General features: G+C 41.8%; 15 protein-coding genes and 1 pseudogene. All 16 read right to left on the bottom strand.

The genetic code is table 11. From position 1 onward, the window contains the following. Positions 1 to 48 precede the first annotated feature (48 nt). The 16 genes and pseudogenes from NQ536_RS01165 to tilS all read right to left on the bottom strand — a co-directional run bounded on the left by NQ536_RS01165 (position 49) and on the right by tilS (position 16,535). The gene (locus NQ536_RS01165; protein ID WP_004852030.1) at positions 49 to 2,265 is read right to left on the bottom strand and encodes an RNA ligase; all 2,217 of its coding nucleotides are present in this window, start codon (positions 2,263 to 2,265) and stop codon (positions 49 to 51) included. Positions 2,266 to 2,297: 32 nt separating this feature from the next. Further along, positions 2,298 to 2,903 (bottom strand): hypothetical protein, encoded by a 606-nt coding sequence (locus tag NQ536_RS01160; protein WP_004852031.1) that lies wholly within the window; start codon positions 2,901 to 2,903, stop codon positions 2,298 to 2,300. 228 nt (positions 2,904 to 3,131) lie between these two features. Then, on the bottom strand, positions 3,132 to 5,225 hold the full coding sequence (locus tag NQ536_RS01155) for a glycoside hydrolase family 13 protein (protein ID WP_004852033.1): 2,094 nt from the start codon (positions 5,223 to 5,225) through the stop codon (positions 3,132 to 3,134). 406 nt (positions 5,226 to 5,631) lie between these two features. Next, a pseudogene (locus tag NQ536_RS01150) lies at positions 5,632 to 5,826 on the bottom strand (transposase); the annotation flags it as partial. Between the two features lie 199 nt (positions 5,827 to 6,025). Next, on the bottom strand, positions 6,026 to 6,550 hold the full coding sequence (locus NQ536_RS01145) for an HD domain-containing protein (protein WP_167530862.1): 525 nt from the start codon (positions 6,548 to 6,550) through the stop codon (positions 6,026 to 6,028). 106 nt (positions 6,551 to 6,656) lie between these two features. Next, positions 6,657 to 6,845, bottom strand: coding sequence for a hypothetical protein (locus tag NQ536_RS01140; protein ID WP_004852041.1), 189 nt, complete (start codon positions 6,843 to 6,845; stop codon positions 6,657 to 6,659). A 129-nt stretch (positions 6,846 to 6,974) separates the two neighbouring features. Then, positions 6,975 to 7,556 (bottom strand): ADP-ribosylglycohydrolase family protein, encoded by a 582-nt coding sequence (locus NQ536_RS13770; protein ID WP_004852045.1) that lies wholly within the window; start codon positions 7,554 to 7,556, stop codon positions 6,975 to 6,977. 116 nt (positions 7,557 to 7,672) lie between these two features. Further along, positions 7,673 to 7,864, bottom strand: coding sequence for an ADP-ribosylglycohydrolase family protein (locus tag NQ536_RS13765; RefSeq protein WP_004852047.1), 192 nt, complete (start codon positions 7,862 to 7,864; stop codon positions 7,673 to 7,675). A 16-nt stretch (positions 7,865 to 7,880) separates the two neighbouring features. Further along, positions 7,881 to 8,042 (bottom strand): hypothetical protein, encoded by a 162-nt coding sequence (locus NQ536_RS01130; RefSeq protein WP_004852049.1) that lies wholly within the window; start codon positions 8,040 to 8,042, stop codon positions 7,881 to 7,883. Positions 8,043 to 8,130: 88 nt separating this feature from the next. Beyond that, on the bottom strand, positions 8,131 to 8,316 hold the full coding sequence (locus NQ536_RS01125; RefSeq protein WP_004852051.1) for a hypothetical protein: 186 nt from the start codon (positions 8,314 to 8,316) through the stop codon (positions 8,131 to 8,133). 331 nt (positions 8,317 to 8,647) lie between these two features. Further along, a complete protein-coding gene (locus tag NQ536_RS01120; protein WP_004852053.1) occupies positions 8,648 to 8,770 on the bottom strand; it encodes a hypothetical protein in 123 nt (40 codons plus the stop codon). A gap of 29 nt (positions 8,771 to 8,799) precedes the next feature. Next, positions 8,800 to 9,180: a hypothetical protein gene (locus tag NQ536_RS01115; protein ID WP_004852055.1), complete on the bottom strand. Its 381-nt coding sequence runs from the start codon at positions 9,178 to 9,180 to the stop codon at positions 8,800 to 8,802. Positions 9,181 to 10,901: 1,721 nt separating this feature from the next. After that, positions 10,902 to 12,251: an esterase/lipase family protein gene (locus NQ536_RS01110; protein ID WP_044998126.1), complete on the bottom strand. Its 1,350-nt coding sequence runs from the start codon at positions 12,249 to 12,251 to the stop codon at positions 10,902 to 10,904. A gap of 214 nt (positions 12,252 to 12,465) precedes the next feature. Beyond that, positions 12,466 to 14,391 carry an ATP-dependent zinc metalloprotease FtsH gene (gene ftsH / locus NQ536_RS01105; protein WP_004852062.1) on the bottom strand — a complete coding sequence of 642 codons (1,926 nt, stop codon included), beginning with the start codon at positions 14,389 to 14,391 and terminating at the stop codon, positions 12,466 to 12,468. A 46-nt stretch (positions 14,392 to 14,437) separates the two neighbouring features. Then, complete coding sequence (gene hpt, locus NQ536_RS01100; RefSeq protein ID WP_022059302.1) at positions 14,438 to 14,959, bottom strand: hypoxanthine phosphoribosyltransferase; 522 nt, start codon at positions 14,957 to 14,959, stop codon at positions 14,438 to 14,440. A gap of 82 nt (positions 14,960 to 15,041) precedes the next feature. Further along, positions 15,042 to 16,535 carry a tRNA lysidine(34) synthetase TilS gene (tilS, locus tag NQ536_RS01095; RefSeq protein ID WP_004852067.1) on the bottom strand — a complete coding sequence of 498 codons (1,494 nt, stop codon included), beginning with the start codon at positions 16,533 to 16,535 and terminating at the stop codon, positions 15,042 to 15,044. Positions 16,536 to 16,660 lie beyond the last annotated feature (125 nt).

Genomic DNA, 16,660 nt, shown 5'->3' with positions numbered 1-16,660 from the left:
CCATGATATAACCCGTCAAGCATTCAACGTGTTACCTCTTATGATCACCTATATCAGGCTATCGCCTTCCGCCTGCTTCTTGTCATTATAAAACCATCTTCTAAGCGTGCATATATCCCTCGGAACATTTGCAGGATCCTCTGTATCGTGAAGCTTTCTCACCCACGCATAGTACTCATTTGCAAGAGGGGTGGTGAGTGCTGAAGTCCTCTTGATATATCCGTTTCTGATCGCCTCATGGGATATTGTCCTCATAAGCTTCCAGAAATTATAATATGCAAGCTTGAGCTTTGTCATATATCCGGCGCTGTCCTCGATGACGAATCCCTCTATGACTCTGCCGTTATACTCGTAATCATCCTCAAGGATATCATAGTACCAGTCATAGAACTCCTGCCAGGTTGCAAGCTCGCAAGCCTTCTTCTTTGGTGTCAGGCCGAACCGGTGGGCTGTATCACACATCGCATCGTAATCGTACTTTGCATAGTTTATCTGGTTGTAAACTATATCAAGCAGATACAGATTGCTCTCCGGGTACTCTATGATGTGAGGATCATGCTTCATATCAACACACTCAAATACAAATGTCACATTGTTGTCCTTCGCAAACCGCTTCATATTCTCTATATTCTCCGGTGTCACCTTCTCATATATCATATCCTTCAGCCAGCCGGCGAATGGACCCTCTATAGTGGACTTGCTCGCTATCAACAGATCGTCGTTGTACTCATCGTAGCTCACGAGTCCCAGGAAACCGTTCTCCTTGACATAGGCAGTCACCGGAAACTGCAGCTTATTCTGCAGCATATCAAACTTTGTCTCAGGGTGCTCATTGATATTAAAGAACTTGTCATACGCCCTCGCTGCGACTCTTCCCTTGAATGTGTCAATGTACAAGCCCCTTGCTTTTGTGGTCTGCTCATCCCACACCCTGTCATTGAATGCCTTGCTCGTGAAGTTGAATGACGAAATATTACCAAATGTCTTCTCCTGTATGTACCTGTTCCCCCGCAAGGAAATGATCACATCTGCAACAGAGCTTGTGGTAACGGTCTGCTCCTCCTGTATCTCAGGTGCCTTGAACACATCGTTGTGGATCTCTATCTCATGGATTCCATCAGCATCCACCTGAACACATCTGAGGTCTCCGCCATACTCGACTCTTCCCTCAAGGTTGAACACTCTGTCGTTCACCCTGACCGGGAGCTGCTTGGTATTCCTGTGTCCATGGATCTGATAGTAATTCTCCGGCATCTTCTCGTAGAATGTCTGAGCTATCTTCTCGAAGTCGTTGTAATCTCCGACACCGTGTATCATCTGATCAGTTGCCACAAATGTGAGATTGTCGGGAACCACGCTGAGTCCCGCATGCGTAACAAGATATATATTGCCATCATAGCTGTAGTAAGCACACTGTCCCAGCTTTCTGTATAACTGTCTCACATCCTTCTTGTTCACATTCGCGTTCTCGAGGATTGGTCTTGTGACAAGCTCAAACTCCCTTGACCTGCCTGTGCACTCATTTGCCCAAAGCCAAAGCCACTTGTCATGATTGCCCTCGAGCATGAGAACGTTCTTCCTGTCCTTTATGGAGATGAGGAAGTTCACGACCTCCGCATTCTCCACACCTCTGTCTATGTAATCACCGACAAATATGTAGAACTCATCATCCTTTATTCCGCCATTCTCATCCAGATACTTCATAAGCGCCGTGTAGCAGCCGTGCACGTCACCTATGTGGTGGATTCTCTTATACTCTGAGAAATCTCTGAGCTTCATCCAGATGATGTCAAGCTCATCCGGCTTAATGACCTTGATGCCCGCAGGTATCTTCTGTGTCTTAAACCGGGAGTACATCTTGTCTATGACATCATCTGACACTCTCTTTATCTCATCCCTGCCTGCATTTCTCCGCTTTACCTCTTCTATCGGGATATCTGTGAAATCAACACAGTATATTCTGTATCTATATGTCTCACACATGCTCTTATATCTGTTCATCTCAGATGTCTTGGAGTTCGTGGCATCTATAACCGTGAACTCGCCCTTCTGCATACGCGTCTCAAGAAGACTGAACAATGTCTTCCACACAGCAGCATCATTCTTCTGACTTATCCCATGTGTGCCATCCACCTGCAGCACAGGGCTCTGGCACAGAAGTCTTATATCATCCGCCGACAGCGTATAAGGCTTTAAATTATTCTTCTCGATCCACGTGGACTTGCCGCATCCGGCAGATCCCCTAAGTAAAAGCAATACTCTCATTATACTTTTTCCCCTTTATGCTACTATTTTATCTATTGTGTCCATATCGGCGTATATTCACATACAATTTCCCCGTTTTCATCTTTATAATAGCTGAAATTCAGGTAGCTATTTATATATGAGGCACGAATACGGATCAGTCTGTCATCAGAATCTGTCCCTTCTGTCGGATTCATCCTTTGTCTAAATATCTTGCCTAGTCCATCAAAGCCTAAAACTTTGCCTGTCATAGTATCCTTATCAAAGTCAAGCAGAAAAGCATACAGCTCTCTGTATTTCTCACCCCATACATCCACTTCGCTTCTGGCAATCCTGTTACCTGTTCCAACCGGAATTCCGGTTTTGCACTCAAGCCTTTGCGGAATGTTCAGCTTATCGTAATTCAATATCGGGATATCATCGCCCATGAAGGATTTACAATAGTGTGCCCCATCCTTTTCAATTATCTCATCTGGCGAATATTCATACATGTCAGTGTATAATGACCTCTCTATACACTCCTTTAACGTCATATCAACAATAACCAGCACCAGCTTATTCAGTGCAAACGTATTATCTCCGTCTTTCGAATATAAAAGGCCTGTACACATATATCCGTATGGACCCTTGCTTTCTGTAGTTCCAAACCATATTCCCATCTTTTACCACCTCATATCCTATTGAACACTTTATATCACTATACACACATATCCCTATTTTTTCATTCAACCTGTGGTTTAAGTCTCTTATACTTCAAGCTTACAAAAGCATTTATCAATCGCCTGTTTATACACAAAAATCTCCGAAAAAGAAACACCTGCTGTTTGTCACAAATTCAAATCTTTTTCGGAGATTTTTTAATATATACTATATATTCTATTAGATTTTTATGCTCTTACAAGCACCATGGCACTCATCTTAGGTGCTTTGATCGTGAGCACATTGTGCTCCACCATATAGTCCTGTGGCTCTAACGTATAGCCTTCTTCATTTGTCAGCATCACTCTTCTGAGAATCGAGTGATTATACACGCCTATCTGACGGATATGAAGCTTCAGATCCACATCCTCATAATTCGTATTCATGATGACAACCACCTGCTTGTTGTCCGTAAATCTTCCATAGCAAAGCATCTTGTGTCCGCCGTGGAGATATAATACAGAACCCGACTTAAGAGCCTCATACGACTTGTGTATCTTTATCATGTCTTTGTGGAACTGTATAAGCTCCTGATCCTCGTGTCCCCACGGATAGGTTCTTCTATTATCAGGGTCTGTCCAGCCGCACACACCAGCCTCATCCCCATAATATATGGTAGGAGCCCCCGGCCATGTCATCTGGAACACAACAGCCTGTCTGAATATTCCCTTGTCCACGCCCTGATCAGCAGCATCCGCTCCCATGGTGTGAAGTCGTCCGACCTTTCTGTTGGTTCTCGTAAGGAATCTGGAATGGTCGTGGTTGGACAGCTCATTCATGGACACGTCTATCGATGGTCTAAGGAATCTGGACATGTGATAGTTCATAGCACCCTTAAATGCATCGTAGTTGCCAAGCAGATCTCCGCGGAACTCGTCGCTGTGCTTTTCAACACCGCAGAGGAACCATGTGATAGGTTCCATGAATGCATCATAGTTCATGACCGTATCCCACTGGTCACCCTTCAGCCAGCTCTTTGGATCACCATAGTGCTCAGCCAAAATTATCGCATTCGGATTTGCCTCTTTAACATTTCTCCTGAACTCGCGCCAGAACTGGTGGTTGTACTCTGGGGAATGTCCCAGATCCGCAGCCACGTCAAGTCTCCATCCATCTGCATTATATGGAGGTGACACCCATTTTTTCGCTATCTTCATGATGTACTCAACTAATTTAGGTGAATCCTCATAGTTGAGCTTTGGCAGGGTATCATGCCCCCACCAGCCATCATATGTTGTATTGTATGGCCATGCATTGTCATTGTAGAACTTGAAGAAAGTGTTGTAGGGGCTGTCCTTCGATACAAATGCACCCTTCTCATAGCCCTCCTGGTTCTCATATATGCACTCCCTGTCCATCCATTTGTTGAATGAACCGCAGTGATTGAACACTCCATCAAGGATGACCTTCATGCCACGCTTGTGTATCTCCTCAACCAGCTCGGCAAAGAGCTGATTGCTGGCCTCAAGATTCTTTTTATTTGTAACTCTGTTTATATATCTTGGCGACTGCTTGTTCTCAAGACAACCTCCTGGAAGGCAGTCGCCCTCATCGTCAACTATTCTTCCAAAATGAGGATCGACATAATCATAATCCTGTATATCGTACTTATGGTTGGACGGTGATACGAATATAGGGTTCAGGTATATTACATCCACGCCCAGATCCTGCAGATAATCAAGCTTATCCATGACACCCTGCAGATCCCCGCCATAGAAACGTCCCACATCCATAGTGCTCGGCCTCTGATTCCAATCCTTCACCTGTACTGAACCAGCACCTATATACGCATACTCATTGTCCAACACATCGTTGGACAAATCGCCGTTGCAGAACCTGTCCACAAATATCTGGTAGAATACCGCGCCCTTTGCCCACTCCGGTACCTTGAATCCCGGACATATCTCAAAGTCGTACTCTCTGTCGTTCTGCTTCGTAGGTCCCAGTTTGTCATAGAAGCATGTAACTCTTCCTGAATGTATTTCAAAATGATATCTTATGAATGGCAGACCTCCGGGTATAGTCGCATTATAAAAATCAAATATCCTGTTGGAGCTCTCCTTTGTCATCTGTACTTTTTCTTCATTATATATAAGAAATACTTCATCCACATTATCGGCTGTGGTTCTGAATCTGACTTTCACATCCTGATCCGCATCCGGCTCCTGTGGGCTGACATAGTACTTGCTTCCGTCCGCAAACAGTCCACCTTTATTTAATACAGGCTTAACATTATATACATACTCGTGTATCTTCTGCCCATTGGTTTTCTTTTCCACCATACAATAAAATCTCCCTTGCACATACACATACTCTTTTTATATTAATACTTTTCAAGAGATTAGGCAACAAAATAAAACATATCTTAACTACCCAAATACAACAAAACCTGCATATATATAATAAAAGAGACAGTCACCGAACGACTGTCTCTTTTGGAGAAGGTATTTTGTTACTTATGGGGCGTCCCTTTAGCTGGACACCTCTCTTGCTGTCTACCGCTGTAGACCGCATAAATATGGGGTTTGTTCATATTTGTGAGATCTGTCTAAATCGGTGTTTTTCGGTCAATTACTCAAAATTTTTGTAAAGTAATTTGTAAAGTAAGATTAATAATAATTATGTAAACCAAGTATCATTTATTTTGTTACTTTTACTACACCCAGAAAGTAACAAAATAAATACTGCACCTTTAGCATACATGGAAAGTATTTTTTCTTCCATGTCCTGAGTTACGGTATTTTGATATTTTTTAATCAGCTGTGATTCATAATCACCATTACGATCCCTTGGAATGGCTACATCCATATCTCCATAACTGGTATGCATAGTTTTATGGGAATGTCCATTTCTACTATTGTCCGTTTCTTTGTTTCGGTAATTTCACCTAAGGGCTTATCATCTAAACCACTGATATCAAATAGTTCAATAGGATGTTCACAAAAAAATGCATTTTTCATTTTTTTTTGAATCCATTTCTCTGATAATCTGTTGTATAGTCTTCACGGCATTTCTCCCATATATATAATGAATTTATTCATCTCACGCAAATGCTGAATTTTTTTCCACTAAAAAAATTCTTTTACTTTCCTGCCAAAATATCTTCATAAAGCTTCTTCCCATAGTCTCCTGACAGCTTTTCACATATTTCAATTCTCTGCTCTATGATTGGCAACATCACATGAGCCCTGGCATCTGCCACCTCAAGCTTCATCAGATTCTGAAACTCTGCTAAACTTACTCCCATCCTCAGATGTCTTCTGAGATGTTTCATTCTAAGGCTTACTCTGTCATCATGAAATCTTATATAATACAGAAGTCTTCTCATTTCATCATCTGTCAGCCTTTCTCCTTTTGCTGTAAGTTCATTATCAATATCATCCTTGACTATCTCATAGCTTCTTTCTGGATGTCCATAATAATGCATATTTATCTTCCCATCCTTCATATCGGCAGTCTGACAATCCGGCTTACCAATGTCATGCAGAAGTGCCGCAAGATATACCATATCATCATTAATATCGCCTGGAAGATTTACTACCGTCTGAAGGCTATGATTCCAGAGATCATACTGATGCGCATAATTCTGCTGATTAAAATCTATCATTATTTTTGTTTGAGGAATCAGTGTAATAATATCTTCTCTATATTTATCAATATCGCTAGTATTATTCGCTGAGCGTAGTATTTTTATCAATTCTCTTATATTCATCTTAGTGCACCTTTCCTCCATGCCACTCTTCAACAATGATAGTTTCAATATCCTTCCACTTATCTACAAACTCGGCTATCTTTTTTCCATCTTCATATTGCATACAACGATTCGCATTATCTTCAACATCGATATCATCAAAGGATAGCCTCAAAATATCCTTAACATTATTACTATCTGATGTAAACACATCCGCATCAACCTTGTCCCAGCTTGATTTTATGGATATGATAACTGAAGTTTTGCTATGATTTTGTTTGCAGTATTTTTCACATACTTTCTACTCAGCACTTTATATATCCGCCTAGGTGGATCAAGCCTAAATCCCATCTTTCATTGACTCCTCAGCAATCATTTTCTTATATTCATATTCATCAAAATAATTAAGAGCACCCCTTTTATAAGCAATCTCATGAAACCAGTCCAGTTTGTTATAATAATCACTTACTATCTTGCGCAGGTGTTCCGGAAGTCTGTTCAATACTTTTACAATCATCCATGATGGTATTCCATAATATGCCTCAGCCATAGCACATGCAATACATGCAAGGGTATCCGAATCTCCCCCCATCGAAACTGAAATCCGTAATACATCTTCGAAATTATTACCTTCAAGGAATGCTGTAATAGCTACCGGTACTGTCCCTTGGCAGCTTACATCAAACTTATAATCAGGTCTTATTTCATCACACGTACGATCTAATTTGTAGAATTCCTTTTCCACATATTCTTTTATTTCTTCTTTTGTATCACCAATCCTTGCAAGAAATATTACTGCAGCTGTAGCTTCAGCTCCTTTTATTCCATCAGGATGATTATGTGTTACTTCAGCTGTGATAGCCGCAATTTTTCTTGTCTCTTCAACAGTATCGTAAAACCATCCTACAGGTGACACCCTCATGGCTGATCCGTTTCCCCAGCTGTTATACGGTTCTGTTTCGTCGCTCTGCAGCCATTTCCGGAATCTTCCACCATATCCTGAATGGATGTATCTGTTACCGAAGTATTTAAGCTGCTTTACAACATTTTTTTTATTTTTTCATCAGATGGATCAATTCCAGAATCAATAAGCGCTTTTGCAACAGCGCATGTAAGAACTGAATCATCTGAAAATCTAGTTTCATCCGAAAACAGTTCAAAATCTTTTGTCTTAATGTTATTAAACTCATATGGTACACCTACCATATCACCTATTATTGCTCCTAACATATGACACCCCTTTACTTTAATCAATCATTTCATATTCCATCGTTATCGTATCTACGCATACATATCTTTCATCGCCAATAGGCTCCCCATTCCTATATGTAGAAAAATTATCCAGTGTCAGTAGATTTTCCTCTTTTACTACAAACTCCACCGGAGTATGTCCTACAACCTGTAACATATCAGAAGGATATAATCTCATACTGCTATTCTAAGGTCTTGCCCATATAGGACTATCATCAACCCACATATACGCTTTACCCATTTTATTAATATATTCTATGTATAAATGCAGCATTTCCCTTAGGTAGGGCGTCTACCAGTTCTTTTAAACATCTTACAACCATGTCATGTGCATATGCAGAATACCCAGATTCAAGAGCCTCCCAGGGATACGAAAGATCCTGATTTCCGTAACAAAATAAAGTATCCGGATACTTCTTAATAAATCCCATAACAGTATCAAATGTTTCCGAATATAAATCCAGATTTCTCTCCTGATTCCAGTCATCTACGATATCACCCAGTAGAACTACCTAGTCATAGTTTCCCTTTGAAATTTTCTCTGATGCTCTCTCAAACATCCACGGTTTCAGATAAACATCAGGGATAATACACTTCCGGAATATCCATTTCTTCTGTATATCCTTCATTTTCAATATGAGGTAGCATAGATTCATTATCCAGTTCAGCCTGTAAATACTTTTCTTCTTTCAAAAAAAATCAAGAAGCTTTTCTTCTTCATCAGAGGAGTATGCAGCATATCTGATTACTTCCTCGCAGATTTTAGTCCTCGCAAACCAGTTTTTTATCCACATCAAACCAGTCTATATTAAATTCATCAAGAGTCCTGTCTAATAATCTGAGGTAATCACCATCTGTCATATTTACTTGTACTTTTCTACCCATGTTCCTTCTCCTCGAAATCACATAACATCCTAAAACACTGGATGCGAGCCAACTTCGCCTACTGTTTCCGGATTATGATATCCAACTTCGCTATCCCTACTTATAGCTACACGTCTTTTAAAAACGTTTCCACAAATACATCTGAAATCTCGCTCAATTATTAATGCAGGAGCATCGATTTCGTGTAATGCCACTTCTAGATAAGACATCTTTCCATGTTCCTTTTCCAGCTTAATATAATATTCATCAAGCTTCTCCTGTTCTTCCGGCGTAAGTCTTACTGCAAAATAGCAGTGTTCCTCTCCACAGTGAGGACAATATGGATTCACTCTATATATCTTCTCATTAATCTTCTTAACCAGAAGATCCCTCTCATCAAGCGCCTGTGTTACTAACATTTTCTCTGACATAAAGCGTTTCCTCCTCTATTAGTTTGTTTTTTATTTTTAATCATTTAATCTATCTTTATTTTATGTTTTTCACACTTTAACCTTATTTGATCTGATCCGCATAGAACAATTTCGATACATTTTTTAGGGATTTTAGTAATTAATAACTCCTCCTTAGAATTTTCTTATTTCACCTAATCTCATGGCTTTTCAGCTCCTATATTATAAATATCAAACAACATCCTTTATTATGTTATATAAAGCTCTTCCATTCTCACGTCCAAAGCTATTCATGGCCTCAGTATATTACGAACGTTTATTAATCTCTTCCCTATTTGATACAAACTCACATATATCGTTAACCATAAACTGATATGGAGTACCAGCAAGAGCTTTTCGATATCCCAATACTCTTTTCGAAGACTGCTACATGCTTTAGAATAGAATAAAATAAGTTTATCTTGGGGCGATAACAGATCTAATCCTGGGAGAATAGAGACGCCATTTATATTTTCATAATCAATTAAAAATGCACTCATTAGCTTACCATCCTTAAGAAACTCCATATAGGAATTTGCTTGTGTTAGAATAAGCGTAAGTCATAGCATCTATCAAAATTCTAACACAGCAAATTCAAATCAGCATTTAACTAGTAGTATAATTTTTAATATCTTTCCTATTTATATTGACTTACAAAATATTAAAATATCTATCATTAAGCTTTATTTTTTTACCACTATCATCAGATATATAAAGGTAACTATGTAGGTGTACACTAAGTCTCTCAACTCACCTCATCGCCCTGTACACATAGGAGTTACAGAAAGCCGATCCAGGAAGTATTTCCTGTCGTTCACGACGCCCTTATCAAATGATACGCACTATCTCCTCTACCGCCATTTCGAGGATTGGGATATTCTTCTATATCCCATGTGGTTTATTATCCTCCTACAATACTGCTACTCCTTCTATTAATCTCTGCCCTGCGCCTCGCCGTTCATCTCTCGATCCATCCGACTACTAATGTGGTAGCAGTGACAGTTAGTAGATTAAATCAAAGGCAGCACCCTAAGATTTTCACTTGTCTGTAACTGATATTTAATTGTGGCATTATCTTAATTCAAATTCACAATCTTCGGAATGGCTTTAAAAGTCCATTTTTTTGTCCGAATTCCAGAGGTTTATGGACTTTTAATGTCCACCTCGTAATATCTAGATATTTCGTTCCTTTTTGTAAACTGTCAAGTATTGCTTTCACATTTGTGAACCTTATGATAATATCTAATAAAGTATTAATAACCTGATTCTTACAAATACCCCAATCAACTGAAAATCGTCCAGATAAAAACCCCGCTCAGCCCAGATAAATAAAGGCATTGCGGGGTTCATTTGTAAAGCAATTTGTAAAGTAAACATAATATTTTCGTTTATGTAAACCATTTTTGAGGTCAAAAAAACAAGACCAAAAGTCTCGGAAGCCGCACAAACATTGGAAAAAGTAAAAGAGCCTGCCGGAGTAGGCAAGCTCTTTTGGAGAAGGTATTTTGTTACTTATGGGGTGTAGCCAAAACTATATAATGTATTGGGGGTTACAATTATTATTATATACAAATCCCGTCAAAAGTCTGCCCAAACATTTTTTTATTTGGCAAATGTCATTGTGCATTATCACAATGCATTTCCATAATTTTACCTATATTTCATTTTTTATTGTTCACATTAGACAAAACAACTGATATTTCTTAAAATCCGCGTCTCCTCAAGTCACTTACCAGGTTCACATAAAATTCCCTCACATCAAACGTATCTATGTTTTCCCTGTTAAGATCTATGACATCTCCGTGGGATATTCCCCGACTGCCCTGAGGCTTCAGGTAAATGAAGTTAGAGCCCCATTTAAACGACTCATATCCGACAAGTCCATCGTTCTCACCGTCAAAATGCTTTACAAACGCATTTGTGGTATTGAGCGGGAATCGTCCACCGGAAGGTTTTTTCATGCATGAGCCTGTACTCTGTATATATACTCCCGGCGGATCTGGGAGCTCTCTGTTGAGTTTTGCACACGCTGACGCGGTAAGGTCTGTCACCGCCGCTATGAAGTCAGGGTTTGTGTCGCCCAGCTTCTTAAGCGCGGAATTGTAGGTATTTGCCACGGTCTGCTGCTGTTTCTCTGGTATCTTGCCCAGAAGATAGTCCGCAAATTCACATCCCCTGTGTGGAGTGTTTATAGTTGTGAGGGATGCCACATAAGGCGCCATTCCAAGCTTAGATATGGCATATCTGCTGTCGAGGCCTCCCTTGGAATGTGCGATTATATTCACCTTGCCGCATCCCGTCTCCTGGATTATCTGCTTTATCCTATCCGCGATCTCATGCCCCGAATCCGCAACTGACGCCGCGGACTGATGATTGCCATAGAATATCCTTGCGCCATTTGCCTCAAGAGCAGCAGGTATCCTTCCCCAATAGTTCAGATATCTGAAATCTCTGAAGAATACTCCATGTACCATCAAAATTGGATATTTTGTGGCGCACACCTGATTCTGTTTCCTGTTGTTATCCATTATAAGCTTTTCATTCTCAAATACCGCCTCGTCAGATGCAAGCTTTATCAGTTTGCCAAGGACTATCAAATGTACCACAGGTATCCATCCGCACAGTATTCCGATAACACGCCATTTGATCCCAAGCTGTTTTGATGATACATATATTCTGATCATTCCAAACCAGAACGTTATCGCCAGAACAATCACGGCTGTCAGTATGTACAGCACCCAGTTCTTCCATGTCCACCCTGACACATCGACAACGCCCACTATCATAAGTATCAGCACCACCACCGAAAATACTGTCGCCGCCAGGAAAGAATACAGATTCTCGCATCCTCTCTGGCATCTCTTTATTCCCCTTGTCTGTATATTTTTAAGACTGAGCAACGGCATCGCCAATATGACCATATCCCATATGATCAGCAACGTTATTATCAGTGGCAAAAGCGGAATCTGCCACTTTGGGTACCTTGCCAGCAGATACACATTCGCCAGCAGAAACGGTATAACCGCGTTTATCCCTCTCTTTATGATCTTCATCCCCGTCATCCTCCAAATGTATATTTTATGAAACTGAAGCACAGCTTGCATCACCCCGCACACAGTTTTCATGCACCGCGTACTCAAGTCTCATCATCAATTCCCCATCATACAGCAAATGCCCGCAGCTATGCGGGCATCTGTTTTTATTTGTGTTTTTGCTTCTTTAATCTCTCTACTCTGTCTTTATCTCACCAGACTCCCGGCTGTCTTTCTACGCATCAGCGGTCGTCTCACCATTCTGAGCTGCATCTGTCTGTTCCTTAACAAACAATGCCTCAAACTCAGGTCTTGCAATTCTCTCCTTTTCAAGAAGTATACTTGCACACTTATGAAGTATATCTATGTTCTCCTCAAGGATAGCCTTTGCCTCCTTGTAGCACATATCCACGATTCTCTTTACTTCCTCGTCTATCTCCGCTGCAACTTCCTCACTGTACACTCTTGAGTGTCCAAGATCTCTTCCAAGAAATACTTCCTCCTGATCGTTGCTCTCATAGTTTATGAGGCCAAGCTTGTCGGACATACCGTACTTTGTGACCATGGCTCTGGCGTACTTGCTCGCCTCCTTGATATCCTGTGAAGCCCCGGTCGTTATGTCGTCGAGGATCATCTCCTCTGCAATTCTTCCGCCAAGGCTCACCTTGATCTCATCGAGCATCTTGCCCTTTGTCATGAACACATTGTCATTCTCAGGAAGCGGCATCGTATATCCGCCGGCTCCCATACCTGTAGGTATGATGGACACGAGATGTACAGGTCCGACATGTGGGAGCAGATGGAACAGGATCGCATGCCCCGACTCATGGTACGCCGTGATCCTTCTCTCGCTTTCAGGCACCAGACGGCTCTTCTTCTCCCCGCCGATTCCCACCTTGATAAATGACTTGTCAACGTCTTCCTTGGTGATGTAAGCTCTGTTGGCCTTTGCCGCAGCAATTGCCGACTCGTTCATCAGGTTCTCCAGATCTGCACCGGCAAATCCTGCTGTGGTTCTAGCTATCTCGTGAAGATTTACATCCTCGGCAAGAGGCTTATTCTTCACGTGGACTCTGAGGATCTCCTCTCTGCCCTTTACATCAGGTCTGTTGACCGGTATCTTTCTATCGAAACGTCCCGGACGAAGGATAGCCTTGTCCAGAATATCCACTCTGTTTGTAGCTGCAAGAACGATGATTCCCTCATTTACACCAAAACCATCCATCTCGACAAGCAGCTGGTTGAGAGTCTGCTCACGCTCGTCATGACCGCCACCAAGACCTGAACCTCTCTGTCTTGCAACCGCATCAATCTCATCTATAAATACGATACACGGCGCATTCTTCTTGGCCTCTGCGAAGAGGTCTCTCACTCTTGAAGCACCTACACCGACAAACATCTCAACGAAATCTGAACCGGATATGCTGAAGAAAGGCACTCCAGCCTCACCTGCAATGGCCTTTGCCATGAGTGTCTTACCTGTTCCCGGAGGGCCTACCAGCAGAACACCCTTTGGTATACGTGCACCAACTTTCACAAACTTCTGAGGATTCTTCAGGAAAGTTACTATCTCCTCAAGATCTTCTTTTTCCTCCTCAAGTCCTGCCACATCTTTAAATGTGACATTCTTGGCACTCTCGTCAGCTTTGCGGGCTCTGCTCTTGCCAAAGTTCATCATCTGGCCGCCGCCACCACCGCCCTGGGCTGATCTCATGAACAGCATCATTATAAGCATAAGCACTACCATGACAAGCACGTATGGTATGATAACGCTCCAGATACTGGTCTTCTCCACGTCATTGAGACTGTACTTTACAATTGGCTTCTTATCTGCAGAATCAGTTATTGAGCTGTTATAAGCATCGACCTTTTCCTGATATTTGTTGTAAATATCAATGATCTCATTTACATCTGCCGCATAAAACGCAATGGTCTTGCCGTTGGTGAACCCAACCTGCACAACAGCCGTAGGTATCTCTGCGTTCTGATTTATGACAAGCTCTGATACATTGCCCTCATCGAGATCGTTCGTCAGATCAACATAACTGTAAGTTGTAGTCACATCCGTATCGCTCTGCATCCATCTGTTGATGAGTATAAATGCCACAACAAGGATAAGCAGATAGATCAACATTCCATTTCTGAATTTTCTCTTGTTCATATATTCTCCTTATTAACCCATATTTCACTGTGTGAGCATGGAATTTTTACTGCTCTATCACTCCTATATATGGAAGATTTCTATATTTCTGGGCACAGTCAAGACCATATCCGACCACAAATCTGTCAGGAATCTCAAATCCTGTCATATAAAGCTCAACTGGGATAACTCTTCTGTCTGGCTTGTCAAGTAATGTTATGACATTCAAACTTGCAGGCTTTCTCTCACCCAGAAGCTTTACAAGATATGAGAGTGTTCTTCCTGAATCGAGAATATCTTCAACTATAATTACATCTCTGCCCTCTATTGACTCGTCCAGATCCTTGTTGAGTTTAACTATACCTGATGACTTTGTTCCGTCGCCATAGCTGCTTACCGACATAAAATCCATTGTCACTGGATTCTTCATTCTCTTTGCAAGCTCACACATAAAAAAAACGCTTCCCTTGAGTATTCCTATCAAATGTATCGTCTTGCCCTCATATGCCTTATCGATAGCTTCTGCCATCTCACTGATACGTGTCTCAACTTCACTGCTACTCAGCATAACACCAATCTGTTCTTTCAACTCTGTTTCCTCCTATAAAACATTTTCCTGTGTAAATGATAAATGGTCATCAGCATGCTATTTCCCACGACCATACTTTCGTTCATCTCTGTCCAGCATTCTCAAATTCCATATGCAATATCCTGCGTGTATTATCAGTCACTTTATAGTTCTCACCTATTCTGAGTCCGACAGCCCAGACTATCTCCGAACCCGCAGCCACAAGGGGTATCTCCCCTCTCCTATCCGCTGGAATCTTCGCATCGGTGAACAGTCTATTCAGTTTCTTTCTGGAACCGGCGGAATTTACTACAATGTAATCGCCGTTTTTCATTGTCCGCAATTGCAAACACTGTATTATTCTATCATAATCAAGATACTTCGTACACTCTTTTTTTGAAAGGTCAAGCATTTTCGGGCGGTCGTATATTCTCACGGTCAGTCTCACATTTCCCATTTCGTATATACCATCCCTGGTCATATCTATATCGACAGGATCACAGCCCCGCTCTTTCTCTGTATCACTGTCTGTCTTTGTGGAAAATATTATCCGGTCATACTGCACATACACTCTGCCTCCCCCTGGCAGATCTATACCCGATCCCGTCTCTGCATCACACAGCTTCATGACTTCCGCGACATGATTTCTTCCTATGTCCTTTAGACCTCCGCACACAAGCCCAACCAGTTGTCTTATCGCCAGTTCCCGGATCAGCTTATTCTGGGCAAACAGCGTGCCTCTGTCAACACTGTACTCTCCGCATCTGCTCTCAGTACCAGTCCATCCACGATTTTCCTGTGAAATGTCTATTCCCTGACTCTTCAGAAACTCTTCCACCACGCCCAACGCAAGCCTTTCGTAATCCGCTGCCAGCTCCGCCATGTCGCATATATGCTCCACCGCCTGTTCATTTATCTCCACCATAAGCGGCAGGATCTTGTGTCTTATCTTATTTCTTGTGTAATCATCCTCATTATTCGTGGCATCTGTACAATATGGTATCCCCATCCTGTCAAGATAACCCTCTATCTCCGATCTGTCACAGCCAAGCAAAGGTCTGACAATGTTCTCCCGCACTGGTGCGATTCCCTTTATTCCTCCCATTCCGGTTCCCCTCGCCATATTGAATATGACTGTCTCTGCGACATCGTTTCTGTTGTGGGCCACAGCTATCACACAGCCCTCGCCCTCATACTGCCGTCTCACCGTGTCAAATGCATCATATCTGGCAAGCCTTCCTGCCTCCTCCACTGTGAATCCTCGGTCAGATGCCATAGTCTGCACATCTATATTGTAAGAATTGCAGGATACACCATATTTTCTGCACAATTCTTCCACGTATTCCTGATCCGAGTCGGCCGCAGCACCGCGTATCATATGGTTTATATGGACAACATGCAGTTCTATCCCAAGATATCCGCAAAGCCTCACGAGCACCGTGATCAGGCTCACCGAATCAGCCCCCCCGGACACACCGCATACGCAGTGCTTAACATTGTCAAACATATTGTATTTCCTTATATAGCCAAGGACCTGCCTCTCAAATGGATCAATTGAATTTTTCCGTGTATCTTCTGTATTTATACTATCTCCCATGTTATCTCCCGTGCCATCTTTCTATCCTGCAAAAATACATTTATCCTTATCGCAATGCTCATTATAACATATCGCCTGCCGGCTCAATGTGGGCATTCGCATTATGTCAGCTCGCGCAAGCGCAG

Source organism: Coprococcus eutactus (assembly GCF_025149915.1).
GTDB classification, from domain to species: domain Bacteria; phylum Bacillota; class Clostridia; order Lachnospirales; family Lachnospiraceae; genus Coprococcus; species Coprococcus eutactus.
This window is presented reverse-complemented; position numbering and strand designations above follow the sequence as displayed.